The sequence below is a fragment of the Serratia sp. JKS000199 genome, assembly GCF_900215455.1.
Classification (GTDB): Bacteria; Pseudomonadota; Gammaproteobacteria; order Enterobacterales; family Enterobacteriaceae; genus Serratia; species Serratia ureilytica.
Window position 1 is genome coordinate 3,932,007 of sequence record NZ_LT907843.1, and the last position, 14,834, is coordinate 3,946,840.

Sequence of the window (14,834 nt, forward strand, 5' to 3'; positions counted from 1 at the left end):
CGGCGATGAGAAGTTCCGCGCTTAAGGCAAATCTGTGATCAAGCCGGCAAAAATCGCCCCCCTATTTTGTGCCTGACGCCACAGAATAGAGCGCAACGTTAACTGGATCACACTCCTCATCTCAGGGGCGTAGAGGGGGGGAGGATGAGAATATGTCGCGTTGTGACCCACTATGATCGCGAAACGTCTCTCCTTGATTTATGTGCCCACAAAAAGAAGGACTGGATTATGACTCGCAGCATTACCCTCGCCCGTACGCTGGCGCTCTCGGCACTGGCTACTCTGGTGCTCTCTTCTTCCGCCTTCGCCAAGATAGAGGAAGGCAAACTGGTTATCTGGATCAACGGCGACAAGGGCTATAACGGCCTGGCCGAAGTCGGCAAGAAATTCGAAAAAGACACCGGCATCAAAGTCACCGTCGAGCATCCCGACAAGCTGGAAGAGAAATATCCGCAGGTGGCCGCCACCGGCGACGGCCCAGACATCATCCTCTGGGCCCACGATCGCTTCGGCGGCTATGCGCAGTCCGGCCTGCTGGCCGAAGTCCACCCGTCCAAAGCCTTCCAGGACAAGCTGTTCCCGTTCACCTGGGACGCCGTGCGCTATGACGGCAAGCTGATCGGCTACCCGATCGCCGTCGAAGCGCTGTCGCTGATTTACAATAAAGACCTGGTCAAACAGCCGCCGAAGACCTGGGAAGAGATCCCGGCGCTGGACAAACAGCTGCGCGCCAGCGGCAAAAGCGCCATCATGTGGAACCTGCAGGAACCCTACTTCACCTGGCCTATCATCGCCGCCGACGGCGGTTATGCCTTCAAGTATGAGAACGGCAAATACAACATCAAGGATGTCGGCGTCGCCAACGCCGGTTCGCAGGCCGGCCTGCAGTTCATCGTCGATCTGGTGAAAAACAAACACATCAACGCCGATACCGATTACTCGATCGCCGAAGCCGCGTTCAACAAAGGCCAGACCGCGATGACCATCAACGGCCCGTGGGCCTGGAACAACATCGAGCAGAGCAAAATCAACTACGGCGTGACGCTGCTACCGACCTTCAAAGGCAAACCGTCCAAACCGTTCGTCGGCGTGCTGACCGCCGGTATCAACGCCGCCAGCCCGAATAAAGAACTGGCGACCGAGTTCCTCGAGAACTATCTGCTGACCAACGAAGGGCTGGCGGACGTCAACAAAGACAAACCGCTGGGCGCGGTGGCGCTGAAGTCCTACCAGGAAACGCTGGCCAAAGATCCGAAGATCGCCGCCACCATGCAGAACTCGCAAAACGGGGAGATCATGCCGAACATTCCGCAGATGAGCGCTTTCTGGTACGCCGAACGCAGCGCGGTGCTCAACGCCGTCAGCGGCCGCCAAACGGTGAAAGCCGCGTTGGACGATGTGCAGACCCGTATCACCAAGTAATGTCGTCGTGCGGGGCGCCGTGGCGCCCCGCCGTTGCTTCACAGAAAGGAACGCCCTATGCAATTCGCTCACGCCGGGACGCCCGCGCGTAAAAAATCGAAGTGGTGGCAAAGCGACGCGCTGAAATGGCTGGTGGTCGGCCTGTTCAGCCTGGTGACCTGCTACCTGATTGTGTTGATGTATGCACAGGGTGAATACCTGTTCGCCATCCTGACGCTGATCCTGGTCAGCGCCGGGCTTTACGTCTTCGCCAACCGCCGCGCCTACGCCTGGCGCTATGTGTATCCCGGCGTCGCCGGCATGGGATTGTTCGTCCTGTTCCCGCTCATCTGCACCATCGCCATCGCCTTTACCAACTACAGCAGCACCAACCAGCTGACGTTTGAGCGCGCGCAATCGGTATTGATGCAGCGTCAGTTCCAAAGCGGCAAAACGTTCACCTTCGGCCTCTACCCGGCGGAAAACCAGCGGTGGCGCCTGCAGCTGACCTCGCCGGACAGTGAACAGCCGCTGATTTCCGAGCCTTTCCGCCTCGACGCGACGCCGCCGCTCCCCCTGAAATTGACGGCCCAGAGCTCCGCGCCGCAGGGCGAACCCGCCACGCTGCGGGTGATCACCCAGAACCGGCAGGCGCTGAGCCAACTGGTGGCGCAGCTGCCGGACGGCGATGAATTGCGCATGAGCTCCCTGCGCCAGTTCTCCGGCACCCGCCCGCTGTATGCGCTGGATAAAGACGGCAGCACGCTGACCAATAACCAGACTCAGGTGCGCTACCGGCCGAACGGCGACATCGGCTTCTATCAGGCGATCAACGCCGACGGCGGCTGGGCGCAGGAAACCCTGAGCCCAGGCTATACCGTCACCACCGGCTGGAAAAACTTCCTGCGGGTGCTGCAGGACGAGGGCATCAAAAAACCGTTTGTGTCGATCTTCATCTGGACCCTCGTGTTCTCGGTGATGACGGTGATCCTCACCGTGGCGGTCGGCATGGTGCTGGCCTGCGTGGTGCAGTGGGAGGCGCTGAAAGGCAAGGCTATCTACCGCGTGCTGCTGATCCTGCCCTATGCGGTACCGTCGTTCATCTCGATCCTGATCTTCAAAGGCTTGTTCAACCAGAGCTTCGGCGAGATCAACATGATGCTCAGCCACCTGTTCGGCATCAAACCGGCCTGGTTCAGCGATCCGCTCACCGCCAAGAGCATGATCCTGATCGTCAACACCTGGCTCGGCTACCCGTACATGATGATCCTGTGCATGGGGCTGCTGAAGGCCATCCCGGACGATCTGTACGAGGCCTCGGCGATGGACGGCGCCAACCCGTGGCAAAACTTCTTCCGCATCACCTTCCCGCTGCTGATCAAGCCGCTGACGCCGCTGATGATCGCCAGCTTCGCCTTCAACTTTAACAACTTCGTGCTGATCCAGCTGCTGACCAACGGCGGCCCGGACATGATCGGCACCACCACGCCGGCCGGCTATACCGATCTGCTGGTCAGCTACACCTACCGCATCGCCTTCGAAGGCGGCGGCGGGCAAGACTTCGGGCTGGCGGCCGCCATCGCCACGCTGATCTTCCTGTTGGTGGGCGCGCTGGCGATCCTGAATTTGAAAGCCAGCAAGATGAACTTCGATTAGGGAGAATAACGATGGCCATGGTTCAACCCAAATCCCAGCGCCTGCGCCTGTGGATGACCCACATTTTGATGCTGTGCTTTATCGCCCTGATCATGTTCCCGCTGCTGATGGTGGTGGCCATCTCGCTGCGCGCCGGCAACTTCGCCACCGGCAGCCTGATACCGGAAACCCTCTCCTGGGATCACTGGCGGCTGGCGCTCGGCTTCAGCGTCACCCACGCCGACGGCAGCGTGACGCCGCCGCCGTTCCCGGTGCTGCTGTGGCTGTGGAACTCAGTCAAGATCGCGGCGATCACCGCCATCGGCATCGTGACGCTGTCCACCACCTGCGCCTACGCCTTCGCCCGCATGCGTTTTCGCGGCAAGAGCACGCTGCTGAAAAGCATGCTGATCTTCCAGATGTTTCCAGCGGTGCTGTCGCTGGTGGCGCTGTACGCCTTGTTCGATCGCCTGGGCCAGTACATTCCGTTTATCGGCCTCAACACCCACGGCGGCGTGATCTTCGCCTATATGGGCGGCATCGCGCTGCATGTCTGGACCATCAAGGGCTATTTCGAAACCATCGACAATTCGCTGGAAGAGGCGGCGGCGCTGGACGGCGCCACGCCGTGGCAGGCGTTCCGGCTGGTGCTCCTGCCGCTGTCGGTACCGATTCTGGCGGTGGTGTTCATTCTGTCGTTTATCGCCGCCATCACCGAGGTGCCGGTGGCGTCGCTGCTGCTGCGCGATGTAAACAGCTACACGCTGGCGGTGGGCATGCAGCAATATCTCAACCCGCAGAACTACCTGTGGGGCGATTTCGCCGCCGCCGCGGTGCTGTCGGCGATACCGATTACCGCCGTGTTCCTGCTGGCGCAGCGCTGGTTGGTGGGCGGCCTGACGGCCGGCGGCGTGAAGGGGTAATTTGTGCCACTGCAGTGCGTTTGATGTTTTTCCTTATCTTTTACCCTATGGATTTCAAGTTACAGCCAGGCGACCAGCTCGCTAAGCCCAGGCGCTTACTTCAGTAAATAACTGGGGTTAGCGAGTGCAGTCAACAACGCTGTCGCTTGAAAGACGACGGGTAATGATATCCTGTGTCTTTGGCGGTCTTTGGCCGCCATTTTTATCGCTACTCCCGTTTCAGGCGATCGGTGTTGGCCAGATAGAGCGTCACCACCAGCACCAATATCGCCGCCGCGTAGATCAGGGTGTCGATGGGATTTTTGTGATCCACGATAATCAAACGAATAATCGCGGTAATGCCGATATAAATAAAATAGCGCAGCGGGAAATGATAACCCGACTCAAAATACTTGACGATCAAGGCGATAAATTCAAAGTACAGAAAATAAATCACGATGCCTTCAATCAACAGGTAAGAAGACGACTCTTCGCTGTTGATAAATAACACCTTCGCCAGATGGATGGTTTCCTTGACCAGAAACACCACCAGAATTGCCGCCAACAGCAGAAGGCCCACGTTCAGCACTCGCTGCAGCCCTTTCGCTATCATTATCGAACGCGACGTTTTTGCCATAAAACCTCTCTCTGAATACCGCTTATATGATTCAAGCTTGCCAATATAGGCATTGTCCTAAAAATTACGCCCTTCGCGAAAGCACTTTAAACCCCATTTAATTCATAAAGTTATAATAAGATGTTTCTGACTTATAGATTTGTAGCAAATCGAAATGTCAACTATCATGGGTCACAGAGATCTTTACATAAAACCAATAACCTCGAATTAACAAGGGAATTCTTTATGCGCGCTAAACTTAACGGACTGGTCGCTGCGGGCCTGTTTACCTGTGCATTGTCCGGCCACGCCGCCGGCCTGGTAGCCCCTGACAACGATCTGCGTAACGATCTCGCCTGGTTGTCTGACCGCGGCGTCATCAACGTCAGCCTGTCCACCTGGCCGCTGAGTCAGGAAGAGATCAGTTCCGTTATCGCGCAGGCCAAACCGGTCACCAATACCGAGAAAAACGTCATCGACCGCGTGCAACGCCGCGTTGACGCCCTGAAAGCCAACATCCGCGTCAGCGGTTACGCCTCGACCGATAAACCCGGCACCCCGCAGGGCTTCGGCCAAAACGAGTACGCCGACGATCGCCTGACCATCGGCGCCGGCGCCAACGGCGAGTTCTGGGACGTGCGTCTGCAGGGCTCGGTGGAAGGCGACCAGCGCGTCAGCGACGGCTCCAAATTCAATATGAACGGCTCCTACGGCGCGGTGAAAATCTGGAACCAATGGCTCTCCTTCGGCGAGGTCTCCCAGTGGTGGGGCCCGGGTTACGACGGCAGCCTGATCCGCTCCGACGCCGCGCGCCCGGTCGCCGGCTTTATGCTGCAGCGCGCCGACCAATCGCCGTTTGAAACGCCGTGGCTGTCGTGGATCGGCCGCTGGCAATACCAGTTGTCCGCCGGCCAGCTGTCGCAGTACAGTTCTGTACCGCACACCAAACTGATCGGCGGCCGTTTCACCATGATGCCGACCGACTTCCTGGAATTAGGGGCATCGCGCATCATGATGTGGGGTGGTGAAGGCCGTCCGCAGTCATGGAGCTCGTTCTGGGATGGTTTTACCGGTAAAGATAACGATGATTCAGGTAAAGGCAACGATCCGGGCAACCAGCTGGCCGGTTTCGACTTCAAGCTGAAAATGCAGCCTTTGATCGGCCTGCCGGTCAGCCTGTACGGTCAGTTGGTGGGCGAAGATGAAGCGGGCTATCTGCCGTCGCAAAATACCTATCTGCTCGGTCTGGAAGGCCACCCGGAATGGGGCCCGACCACCATCAACTGGTATATCGAAGGGTCAGACACCCGTTCGGATATGAGCCGTAAAAACTATGTGTACACTCACTACACTTACAAAGGCGGCTACTACCAACAGGGTTACCCGTTGGGCCACGCGATGGGCGGCGACGGCCAGATGCTGTCCGGCCGCGTCGAGCTGGTGCTGGACGACAGCCAGCGTTGGAGCACCCGCGTGGTTTACGCCAAGGTGAACCCACTGAGCCAAAGCATCAACCAGGCGTTCCCGAAATCCGATACGCTGAAGGGCATTCAGCTCGGCTGGGGTTACACCTTCCCGTCACAGGTTAAGTTCGACACCAGCCTGTGGTACACCGACAACGATCACAGCACCGCCGATGACGTGGGCGCCGGCGTCAGCTTCGAAGTGCCGATCAACCTGTAACTTTTTGCAGACGTAAAAAAACCCGCCGCGGCGGGTTTTTTTATTGGCTCAGATCAGGCGATTAGCGCCATTCCTTGAAGCGGTTGATCAGCGCATTGGTCGAGCTGTCGTGGCTGCTGATTTTCTCGCTGCCCGCCAGTTCCGGCAGGATGCGGTTGGCCAGCTGTTTGCCCAACTCCACGCCCCACTGATCGAAGGTGAAGATGTTCAGGATTGCGCCCTGGGTGAAGATCTTGTGCTCATACAGCGCAATCAGGCTGCCCAGGCTGAACGGGGTGATTTCACGCAGCAGGATCGAGTTGGTCGGACGGTTGCCTTCAAACACTTTGAACGGCGCCACGTGTTTGACCTGCTCAGGGGTTTTACCCTGCGCCGCGAACTCGGCTTCCACCGTCTCCAGCGACTTGCCGAACGCCAGCGCTTCGGTCTGGGCGAAGAAGTTGGACAGCAGTTTGGCGTGGTGATCGCCCAGCGGGTTATGGCTGATGGCCGGCGCGATGAAATCGCACGGCACCAGCTTGGTGCCCTGGTGGATCAGCTGGTAGAACGCATGCTGGCCGTTGGTGCCCGGCTCGCCCCAGATGATCGGGCCGGTCTGGTAATCCACCGGATTGCCGTTGCGATCGACGTACTTGCCGTTGGATTCCATGTTGCCCTGCTGGAAGTAAGCGGCAAAACGGTGCATGTACTGATCGTACGGCAGAATGGCTTCGGTTTCGGCGCCGAAGAAGTTGTTGTACCAAATACCGATCAGCGCCAGCAGCACCGGCAGGTTTTTCTCCGCCGGCGTTTCGGCGAAGTGCTTATCCATGGCGTGCGCGCCGCTCAGCAGCTGCTCGAAGTTGTCGTAACCGATGGACAACGCGATCGACAGACCGATCGCCGACCACAGCGAGTAACGGCCGCCGACCCAGTCCCAGAATTCGAACATGTTGTCGGTATCGATGCCGAACTCGGCCACCGCTTTGCCGTTGGTGGACAACGCAGCGAAGTGCTTGGCCACGTGTTGTTGATCGACGGCGCTGCTCAGGAACCAGTCGCGCGCGCTGTGGGCGTTGGTCATGGTTTCCTGAGTGGTGAAGGTTTTGGACGCCACCAGGAACAGCGTGGTTTCCGGGTTCAGCGGCTGCAGCGTTTCGGCGATGTGGGTGCCGTCAACGTTGGAGACGAAGTGCATGTTCAGGTGGTTTTTATAAGGGCGCAGCGCTTCGGTCACCATGTAAGGGCCGAGATCCGAACCGCCGATGCCGATGTTCACCACGTCGGTGATCGGCTTGCCGGTGTAACCTTTCCACTCGCCGCCGATGACGCGCGCGCAGAACTGTTTGATCTTGGCCAGCACCGCGTTCACTTCCGGCATCACGTCTTTGCCGTCGACCAGGATCGGGCTGTTGCTGCGGTTGCGCAGGGCAATGTGCAGCACCGCGCGATCTTCGGTGCGGTTGATCTTCTCACCGGCGAACATCGATTTGATGGCGCCTTGCAGATCGGTTTCTTTCGCCAACGCCTGCAGCTTCTCCAGGGTTTCCTGCGTGATGCGGTTCTTGGAATAGTCCACCAACATTTGATCGTTGAAGGTCGCGGAGAACTTGGAGAAACGATCGCTGTCCTCGGCGAACAGGTCGGCGATCCGTACGTCTTTCATCTGTGCATAATGTTGCTGCAGGGCTTGCCAAGCAGCGGTTTGACTAGGATTGATATTTTTCATAGCAACACTCTTAGGCTTGAGAATAAAAATGACGCGTTTGTCCGATTGTAGCCTGTTCGACTGTGATTATGATCGCTTTTCTTGCGATAGGCGCTAACTGTCAACGCATTGCCGCCTCGTTTCAGCTTTCACTCTATACTTTTGGCTAACGGCCTGTTATCGGGGTTGCCGAATTGTCATCAGGCTGTGTCATCGTCGCTTATTTCGTCATTTGAAAGGGATCTCGCTTATGGAATTATCCGCCCCACTCATGTTGGTGCTTATCGGCCTGGCGTCGCTGCTGGCGCAGTGGCTGGCCTGGCTGCTGCGCCTGCCGGCCATCTTGCCGCTGCTGCTGTTCGGCATCGTGCTCGGCCCGACGGTGCATCTGGTGCAGCCGGATCTGCTGTTTGGCGATCTGCTGTTTCCGCTGGTGTCGCTGTCGGTGGCGATCATCCTGTTCGAAGGGGCGCTGACGCTGCGTTTCGAGGAAATTCGCGGCCTTGGCGGCGTGGTGCGCAATCTGGTCACCGTCGGCATGCTGGTCACCTTTCTGGTCATCAGCCTCGCCAGCTGGTGGCTGCTGGATTTCCCGCCGGAGCTGGCGGCGTTGATCGGCGCGGTGACGGTGGTGACCGGGCCGACGGTGATCGCCCCGCTGATGCGCGTCGTGCGGCCGAACGCCAATATCAACCAGGTGCTGCGCTGGGAAGGGATCGTCATCGATCCGGTCGGCGCCATCTTCACCCTGCTGGTGTTCGAGTTCATCGTGCTGAAGCAGAATGCGGAATCCTATACCCACCTGTTTTGGACGCTGGGCGTGACCGCCGCCGTCGGCCTGATCGCCGGCGCGCTGTTCGGCTACCTGCTCGGCCTGGCGCTGCGCCGCGTCTGGCTGCCGCGCTACCTGCAGAACCTGGCGGTGCTGGCGATCATGCTGACCGCCTTCGGCGTTTCCAACGCCATCGCCGACGAATCCGGTTTGCTGACCGTCACGGTCATGGGCATCTGGCTGGCCAACATGCGCGACGTGGATACCAGCGATATTCTGGCGTTCAAAGAGGAGCTGTCGGCGATCCTGATCTCGGCGCTGTTCATCATTCTGGCGGCGCGGCTCGACATCCAGGCGCTGTGGAACATGGGCTGGCCGCTGCTGCTGCTGCTGCTGGCGGTGCAGTTCATCGCCCGGCCGCTGTGCATCGCGGTGTCGACCTGGCGCTCTTCCCTGCACTGGCGCGATCGGCTGCTGCTGTGCTGGATCGCCCCGCGCGGCATCGTCGCCGCGGCGGTCAGCTCGCTGTTCGCGCTGACGCTGCAGCGCAGCGGCTATCAGGGCGCCGACCGGCTGGTGACCGTGGTGTTCGCCATCATCATCGGCACCGTGGTGTTGCAAAGCCTGACCAGCGGCATGATGGCACGCTGGCTGCGGGTGCAACAGCAGAAACCGCGCGGCGTGCTGATCGTCGGCGCCAACAGCGTAGCGCGCATGCTGGCGCAGGCGCTGATCAAGCTGAACGTGCCGGTGATCGTCACCGACAGCAGCTGGGAATACTACCGTCAGGCGCGCATGGACGGCATTCCGGCCTACTATGGCCACGCCTACTCCGAACACGCCGAGAACTATCTCGATCTGAGCAATATCGCCCAGGTGCTGGCGCTGTCGCCCAATCGTCACCAAAACGCGCTGGCCGTCTATCACTTCGGCCACCTCTTCGGCGAGGATCACGTGTTCGCCATTCGTTCGGGGGCGCCGTTGAAAGGGCGCGGCGCCAGCGCAGAAAGTTCGCGTTTCCGCCGGCACGAAATTTTATTTAATCAGGAAGCCACCTACGGCCGTCTGAGCAGCCTGCTCGCCAGGGGGGCCACCATCAAAGCGACCAAATTGAACGAAAATTTCGGTTGGTTGGAGTATTTGGAAAAACATCAGGGCGTTATCCCGTTATTCAGCCAAAAGGAAGACGGTTCTCTGCAACCGATTGGCGCCGGTTCCACGCCTGCGATGCCCTGTACGCTTATCGCGCTGGTGCAAGATGAAAATCCCTCACCGTCTGTACGTTGACAGAATGACGATAACCGGCTATTCCTAACAGCCTACTTGCGCACCCGGTGCGCAAGCCAGAAGAGGCGCGTCGCCCAGGTAGAGTGTCAGAGGAGCCGTTTCTCCGTTGACGGCACCCGAGGGGGAGCGACGCCGAGGTAGGGTAATGGCCGGCCATTATCGTATCGACTACAGGGGCTGAATCCCCTGGGTTGTCACCAGGGGATCGCCCGCAGGGCGATCGACAAGGTGGGGCGCTTCTGGGTGTATCGTAGCCTGACCTCTACGCCTGCCCCCTGTTTACCGCTCTCCCCTTGTGCCAAGGCTATGGAATTACAGTGCTCCCAAACGGGCATCCCTGACACGAGGTTTCTACATGAACCAAGCAGTACCCCAGAATTCCACCGTGGTAGCCAAGTTCGGCGGCACCAGCGTCGCCGACTTTGAAGCCATGAACCGCAGCGCCGACGTCGTGCTGGCCAACCCGCAGGTCCGCCTGGTGGTGTTGTCCGCCTCGGCGGGCGTCACCAACCTGTTGGTCGCCCTGGCCGAGGGTTGCGAGGCCGAGAAGCGCAACTACCAGCTTGATGAAATTCGTCGCATCCAGTACGCCATCCTCGATCGCCTCGCGGCACCTGCGGTGATCCGCGACGAGATAGACCGCCTGCTGGAAAACATCGCCATGCTGTCGGAGGCCGCATCGCTGGCCACCTCGACGGCGTTGACCGACGAGCTGGTCAGCCATGGGGAGCTGATGTCCACCCTGCTGTTCGTTGAAATCCTGCGCGCCCGCAACGTGCAGGCCGAATGGTTCGACGTGCGTAAAGTGATGCGCACCGACGATCACTTCGGCCGCGCCGTGCCGGACAGCGCCGCGCTCAGCGAACTGGCGCAGGCGCAGTTGCAGCCGCGTCTGCAAGAAGCGCTGGTGGTCACCCAGGGCTTTATCGGCAGCGAACCGAAAGGCCGCACCACCACGCTCGGCCGCGGCGGCAGCGACTATACCGCCGCGCTGCTCGGCGAGGCGCTCGGCGTCGGCCGGGTGGATATCTGGACCGACGTGCCGGGCATCTACACCACCGATCCGCGCGTGGTGCCGGCGGCCAAGCGCATCGATAAAATCGGTTTCGAAGAGGCGGCGGAAATGGCCACCTTCGGCGCCAAAGTGCTGCATCCGGCCACCCTGCTGCCGGCAGTGCGCAGCGACATTCCGGTGTTCGTCGGCTCCAGCAAGGATCCGGCGGCCGGCGGCACGCTGGTGTGCAACACCACCGAGAACCCGCCGCTGTTCCGCGCGCTGGCGCTGCGCCGCAAGCAAACGCTGCTGACGCTGCACAGCCTGAACATGTTGCACGCGCGCGGCTTCCTGGCCGAGGTGTTCAACATTCTGGCGCGCCACAATATCTCCGTCGATCTGATCACCACCTCGGAAGTCAGCATCGCGCTGACCATGGACACCACCGGCGCCACCTCCGTCGGCGGCAGCCTGCTGACTACCTCGCTGTTGACCGAGCTGTCGTCGCTGTGCCGGGTGGAAGTGGAAGAAAACCTGGCGCTGGTGGCGATCATCGGCAACCAGCTGTCGCGGGCCTGCGGCGTGGGCAAAGAGGTGTTCGGCGTGCTCGATCCGTTCAACATCCGCCTGATCTGCTACGGCGCCAGCAGCTATAACCTGTGCTTCCTGGTGCCGGGCGAAGAAGCCGAGCAGGTGGTGCGCACCCTGCACCACAACCTGTTCGAATAAGTCATTATCCCTGATTGCGGGCGCAGCATGCTGCGCCCCTGCGTCTAAAAAATCCGTTCAAAACCGGCAGGGGTTCAGCTTGTTGAACCCGCAAAAAACACAACCACTCCCACCGTTCTCAATCTGGCTAAGGAAAACCTGCATGCTGGCAATACTCACGCGCTTATTCCCCCTCTGGGCGATACTGCTGTCCGTCGCCGCCTATTACACGCCGAGCACCTTTACCGGCATCGGCCCCTACGTCAGCCCGCTGCTGATGCTGATCATGTTCGCCATGGGCGTTACGCTACGGCTCGACGACTTCAAACGCGTGCTGGCGCGCCCCGGCCCGGTGGCGGCAGGCATCTTCCTGCATTATCTGATCATGCCGCTGGCGGCCTGGATCCTGGCGATGCTGTTCCGCATGCCGCCGGATCTGTCCGCCGGCATGGTGCTGGTGGGCAGCGTGGCCAGCGGCACCGCGTCCAACGTGATGATCTACCTGGCCAAGGGAGACGTGGCGCTGTCGGTGACCATCTCGGCAGTTTCGACGCTGGTGGGGGTGTTCGCCACGCCGCTGTTGACCCGCCTGTACGTCGATGCCGAAATCAGCGTCGATATCATGGGCATGCTGCTCAGCATCCTGCAGATCGTGGTGATCCCGATCGGCCTGGGCCTGATCGTCCACCATACCCTGACCCAAACGGTGAAGCGCATTGAACCGCTGCTGCCGGCGCTGTCGATGGTGTGCATCCTGGCGATCATCAGCGCGGTGGTGGCGGGCAGCCAAAGCCACATCGCCTCGGTCGGCCTGGTGGTGATCGTCGCGGTGATCCTGCACAACGGCATCGGTCTGTTGAGCGGCTACTGGGGCGGCAAGCTGTTCGGCTTCGACGAATCCACCTGCCGCACGCTGGCGATTGAAGTCGGCATGCAGAACTCCGGGCTGGCGGCCACGCTGGGCAAAATCTACTTCTCGCCGCTGGCCGCGCTGCCGGGCGCGCTGTTCTCGGTTTGGCACAATCTCTCCGGCTCGCTGCTGGCGGGTTATTGGTCCGGACGCCCCATCAAGAAAAAATAAACCGCCTGCGGGGACGCAAACATTTGCGTCCCCGTTCTTCTCTGCGAAATTTCGTATTTCCCACTGGTCGGATTGTCATAATTCCCCCCATCCTCTATTATCCGTGAAAAATAAAAATTCAGATTCTTCCTATCCATGCCGATAATGTTGGCAAGGGGGAGAGATGCTCCACTTTTTTTAATTAATTAAGTCACCAGGGTTGTCCGCCAAAAAAGAAGCAGCCTAATTATTATTTAGATCTATACCCACCGTCTTATTTGCTGCGGCAAATCGAGATACCTCGCAATGTGCATGTCGCTCATTATTTCGGGCCGGCCGTCGGTCGCCCGTGGTTAACCTCATGGATTGGGCTGGCTGCCCCGGCAGCCTCTCATAATGGATTACAATGATAAAAAAAATCACCGCCTTGATGCTGCTGGTCAGCACGGCCCTTTCCGCTGAAACCCTGCCGGATTCCCACATGATGCGGGATATGTCGATGGGGGAATCACGCCGCGCGCTGCAAGACAGCACGCGTGAAGTCAACCAGCTGATTGAACAGCGCCGCTATCAGCAACTGAAGCAACAGCGCCTGCTGGCGGAACCGGAACCGGCCGCGCCCGCCCTGCCGCAATCCGCGCAGTGCCTGCCGATCGCCGGCGTTTACCTGCAAGGCATTACCCTGCTCTCGCCGGCCGATTTGTCGGCCCTGAGCGCGCTGCCGGAAAACTGCATCAGCAGCAACGATATCAATCGCCTGACCCGCGAATTAACGCGCCTTTATGTGCAAAAAGGCTATATCACCGCGCGCGTGCAAATTGTTCGCCCTAATTCGCAGGGGGAATTGGGGCTGAGCGTGACCGAAGGATTTATCGAGAAAATAGAAGGCGGCGATCGCTGGGTCAACAGCCGATTATTATTTCCTGGGCTGGAAGGCAAGCCGCTGAAATTAACCGAACTCGATCAAGGATTGGATCAGGCCAATCGTTTGCAATCGAATACCACCAAGCTGGATATATTACCCGGCCGCCAGGTTGGCGGCTCGGTCATTCGTTTGCGCAATCAGCACGCCAAGCCCTGGCTGATTACCGCCGGCACGGATAATTACGGCCAGAAAAGCACCGGCCAGTGGCTGGCACGCGCCACCGCCACGCTGGACAGCCCGTTCGGCCTGTCGGACTTCGTCAGCCTGAACGCCAACAGCACGTTGGAAAACCCGGCTCACCGCTACAATCGCGCCTACACCCTGCTCTATTCGCTGCCGTACGGCGCGTTCACCTTCAGCGGGTTCGCCAGCTTCTCGTCCTATGAGAACCACCAGCAGCTGCCGCACAACGTGGTCAAACTGCACGGTCAGACTCAACAGTACGGGCTGCGCAGCGACTACGTGTTTTATCGCGACCACGATCAGATAGACAGCCTGAGCGGCCAGTTGACCTACAAGCGCATCGACAACTACTTCGAAAGCGTGCGTCTTGAGGTCAGCAGCCCAACGCTGACCCTGGCCGAGCTGAGCGCCAGCCACCTGCAAATTCTGCCCCATGGGGTATTCAGCGCCAACCTCAGCGTCGAGCAGGGCCTGCCCTGGCTGGGCGCCGATCGCCACCCGAGTTCGGTGCACCTCGACAGTCAATTCACCAAGGGCAAGCTGTTCGCCAACCTGAGCCAGCGCCTCAAGCTGGGTGACGCCACCTATCAGCTCAACAACCTGTTCTACGGCCAATACAGCCGCGACCCACTGCCCGGCGTGGAGTGGCTTAGCCTTACCGATCGCAGCGCCGTGCGCGGCTTCAGCCGCAGCACCCAGTCCGGCGACAACGGCTGGTATCTGCAGAACACGCTGTCGCGCAGCTTCAATTTAGGTGCCGCCACGCTGACGCCGCGCCTTGGCGCCGACGTCGGCCGCATTCTGCCGCGTCAGGACAACTCGGGCTGGCGCAGCAGCGCCGGGGTGAGCAGCGGCGCCACGTTACGCTACCGACAGGCGCTGGTCGATCTGGAGGTCAGCCGCGGCTGGATTTTGTCGAACCACGCCACGCCTGAAGATCCCGTTCAGGTGCTGGCGCGCTTTTCTTACACCTTTTAATCA

General features: G+C 59.7%; 10 protein-coding genes and 1 riboswitch. Of the genes, 8 read left to right on the plus strand and 2 right to left on the minus strand.

The annotated features are described in order from the left end of the window. Nucleotides 1–228 precede the first annotated feature (228 nt). The 3 genes from malE to malG are packed head-to-tail and all read left to right on the plus strand — an operon-like array spanning nt 229 to nt 3,959. The gene (gene malE, locus CPH57_RS18665; protein ID WP_033651209.1) at nt 229–1,422 is read left to right on the plus strand and encodes a maltose/maltodextrin ABC transporter substrate-binding protein MalE; all 1,194 of its coding nucleotides are present in this window, start codon (nt 229–231) and stop codon (nt 1,420–1,422) included. Between the two features lie 57 nt (nt 1,423–1,479). Further along, a complete protein-coding gene (gene malF, locus CPH57_RS18670; protein WP_096242638.1) occupies nt 1,480–3,057 on the plus strand; it encodes a maltose ABC transporter permease MalF in 1,578 nt (525 codons plus the stop codon). A gap of 11 nt (nt 3,058–3,068) precedes the next feature. After that, entirely contained in the window at nt 3,069–3,959 is an 891-nt protein-coding gene (gene malG / locus CPH57_RS18675; RefSeq protein ID WP_033651207.1) for a maltose ABC transporter permease MalG, read from the plus strand. Nucleotides 3,960–4,167: 208 nt separating this feature from the next. On the opposite strand, the gene psiE is transcribed toward malG, so the two are convergent. Beyond that, on the minus strand, nt 4,168–4,575 hold the full coding sequence (gene psiE, locus CPH57_RS18680) for a phosphate-starvation-inducible protein PsiE (protein ID WP_015379238.1): 408 nt from the start codon (nt 4,573–4,575) through the stop codon (nt 4,168–4,170). Between the two features lie 225 nt (nt 4,576–4,800). Here psiE and CPH57_RS18685 point away from each other — a divergent pair, with 225 nt between their 5' ends. Next, complete coding sequence (locus CPH57_RS18685) at nt 4,801–6,237, plus strand: capsule assembly Wzi family protein (RefSeq protein WP_033644394.1); 1,437 nt, start codon at nt 4,801–4,803, stop codon at nt 6,235–6,237. A 61-nt stretch (nt 6,238–6,298) separates the two neighbouring features. Here CPH57_RS18685 and pgi read toward each other — a convergent pair whose 3' ends face one another. Next, complete coding sequence (gene pgi, locus CPH57_RS18690) at nt 6,299–7,945, minus strand: glucose-6-phosphate isomerase (RefSeq protein WP_047573499.1); 1,647 nt, start codon at nt 7,943–7,945, stop codon at nt 6,299–6,301. Nucleotides 7,946–8,174: 229 nt separating this feature from the next. Here pgi and CPH57_RS18695 point away from each other — a divergent pair, with 229 nt between their 5' ends. From CPH57_RS18695 to CPH57_RS18710, 4 genes are all read left to right on the plus strand, one after another. Next, nucleotides 8,175–9,983 (plus strand): sodium:proton antiporter, encoded by a 1,809-nt coding sequence (locus CPH57_RS18695; RefSeq protein ID WP_004936687.1) that lies wholly within the window; start codon nt 8,175–8,177, stop codon nt 9,981–9,983. 52 nt (nt 9,984–10,035) lie between these two features. Further along, a riboswitch (Lysine riboswitch) is annotated at nt 10,036–10,230 on the plus strand. Between the two features lie 108 nt (nt 10,231–10,338). Continuing rightward, nucleotides 10,339–11,706: a lysine-sensitive aspartokinase 3 gene (lysC, locus tag CPH57_RS18700; protein ID WP_033644389.1), complete on the plus strand. Its 1,368-nt coding sequence runs from the start codon at nt 10,339–10,341 to the stop codon at nt 11,704–11,706. A 142-nt stretch (nt 11,707–11,848) separates the two neighbouring features. Continuing rightward, on the plus strand, nt 11,849–12,766 hold the full coding sequence (gene panS, locus CPH57_RS18705; RefSeq protein ID WP_033644388.1) for a ketopantoate/pantoate/pantothenate transporter PanS: 918 nt from the start codon (nt 11,849–11,851) through the stop codon (nt 12,764–12,766). 385 nt (nt 12,767–13,151) lie between these two features. Beyond that, a complete protein-coding gene (locus CPH57_RS18710; protein WP_033651202.1) occupies nt 13,152–14,831 on the plus strand; it encodes a ShlB/FhaC/HecB family hemolysin secretion/activation protein in 1,680 nt (559 codons plus the stop codon). Nucleotides 14,832–14,834: the final 3 nt, after the last annotated feature.

Bases quoted from the DNA above. Each gene is read 5' to 3' on its own strand.
- malE (WP_033651209.1), top strand. From the start codon at position 229: ATGACTCGCAGCATTACCCTCGCCCGTACGCTGGCGCTCTCGGCACTG.
- CPH57_RS18685 (WP_033644394.1), top strand. From the start codon at position 4,801: ATGCGCGCTAAACTTAACGGACTGGTCGCTGCGGGCCTGTTTACCTGT.
- CPH57_RS18695 (WP_004936687.1), top strand. From the start codon at position 8,175: ATGGAATTATCCGCCCCACTCATGTTGGTGCTTATCGGCCTGGCGTCG.
- malF (WP_096242638.1), top strand. From the start codon at position 1,480: ATGCAATTCGCTCACGCCGGGACGCCCGCGCGTAAAAAATCGAAGTGG.
- panS (WP_033644388.1), top strand. From the start codon at position 11,849: ATGCTGGCAATACTCACGCGCTTATTCCCCCTCTGGGCGATACTGCTG.
- malG (WP_033651207.1), top strand. From the start codon at position 3,069: ATGGCCATGGTTCAACCCAAATCCCAGCGCCTGCGCCTGTGGATGACC.
- pgi (WP_047573499.1), bottom strand. From the start codon at position 7,945: ATGAAAAATATCAATCCTAGTCAAACCGCTGCTTGGCAAGCCCTGCAG.
- lysC (WP_033644389.1), top strand. From the start codon at position 10,339: ATGAACCAAGCAGTACCCCAGAATTCCACCGTGGTAGCCAAGTTCGGC.
- psiE (WP_015379238.1), bottom strand. From the start codon at position 4,575: ATGGCAAAAACGTCGCGTTCGATAATGATAGCGAAAGGGCTGCAGCGA.
- CPH57_RS18710 (WP_033651202.1), top strand. From the start codon at position 13,152: ATGATAAAAAAAATCACCGCCTTGATGCTGCTGGTCAGCACGGCCCTT.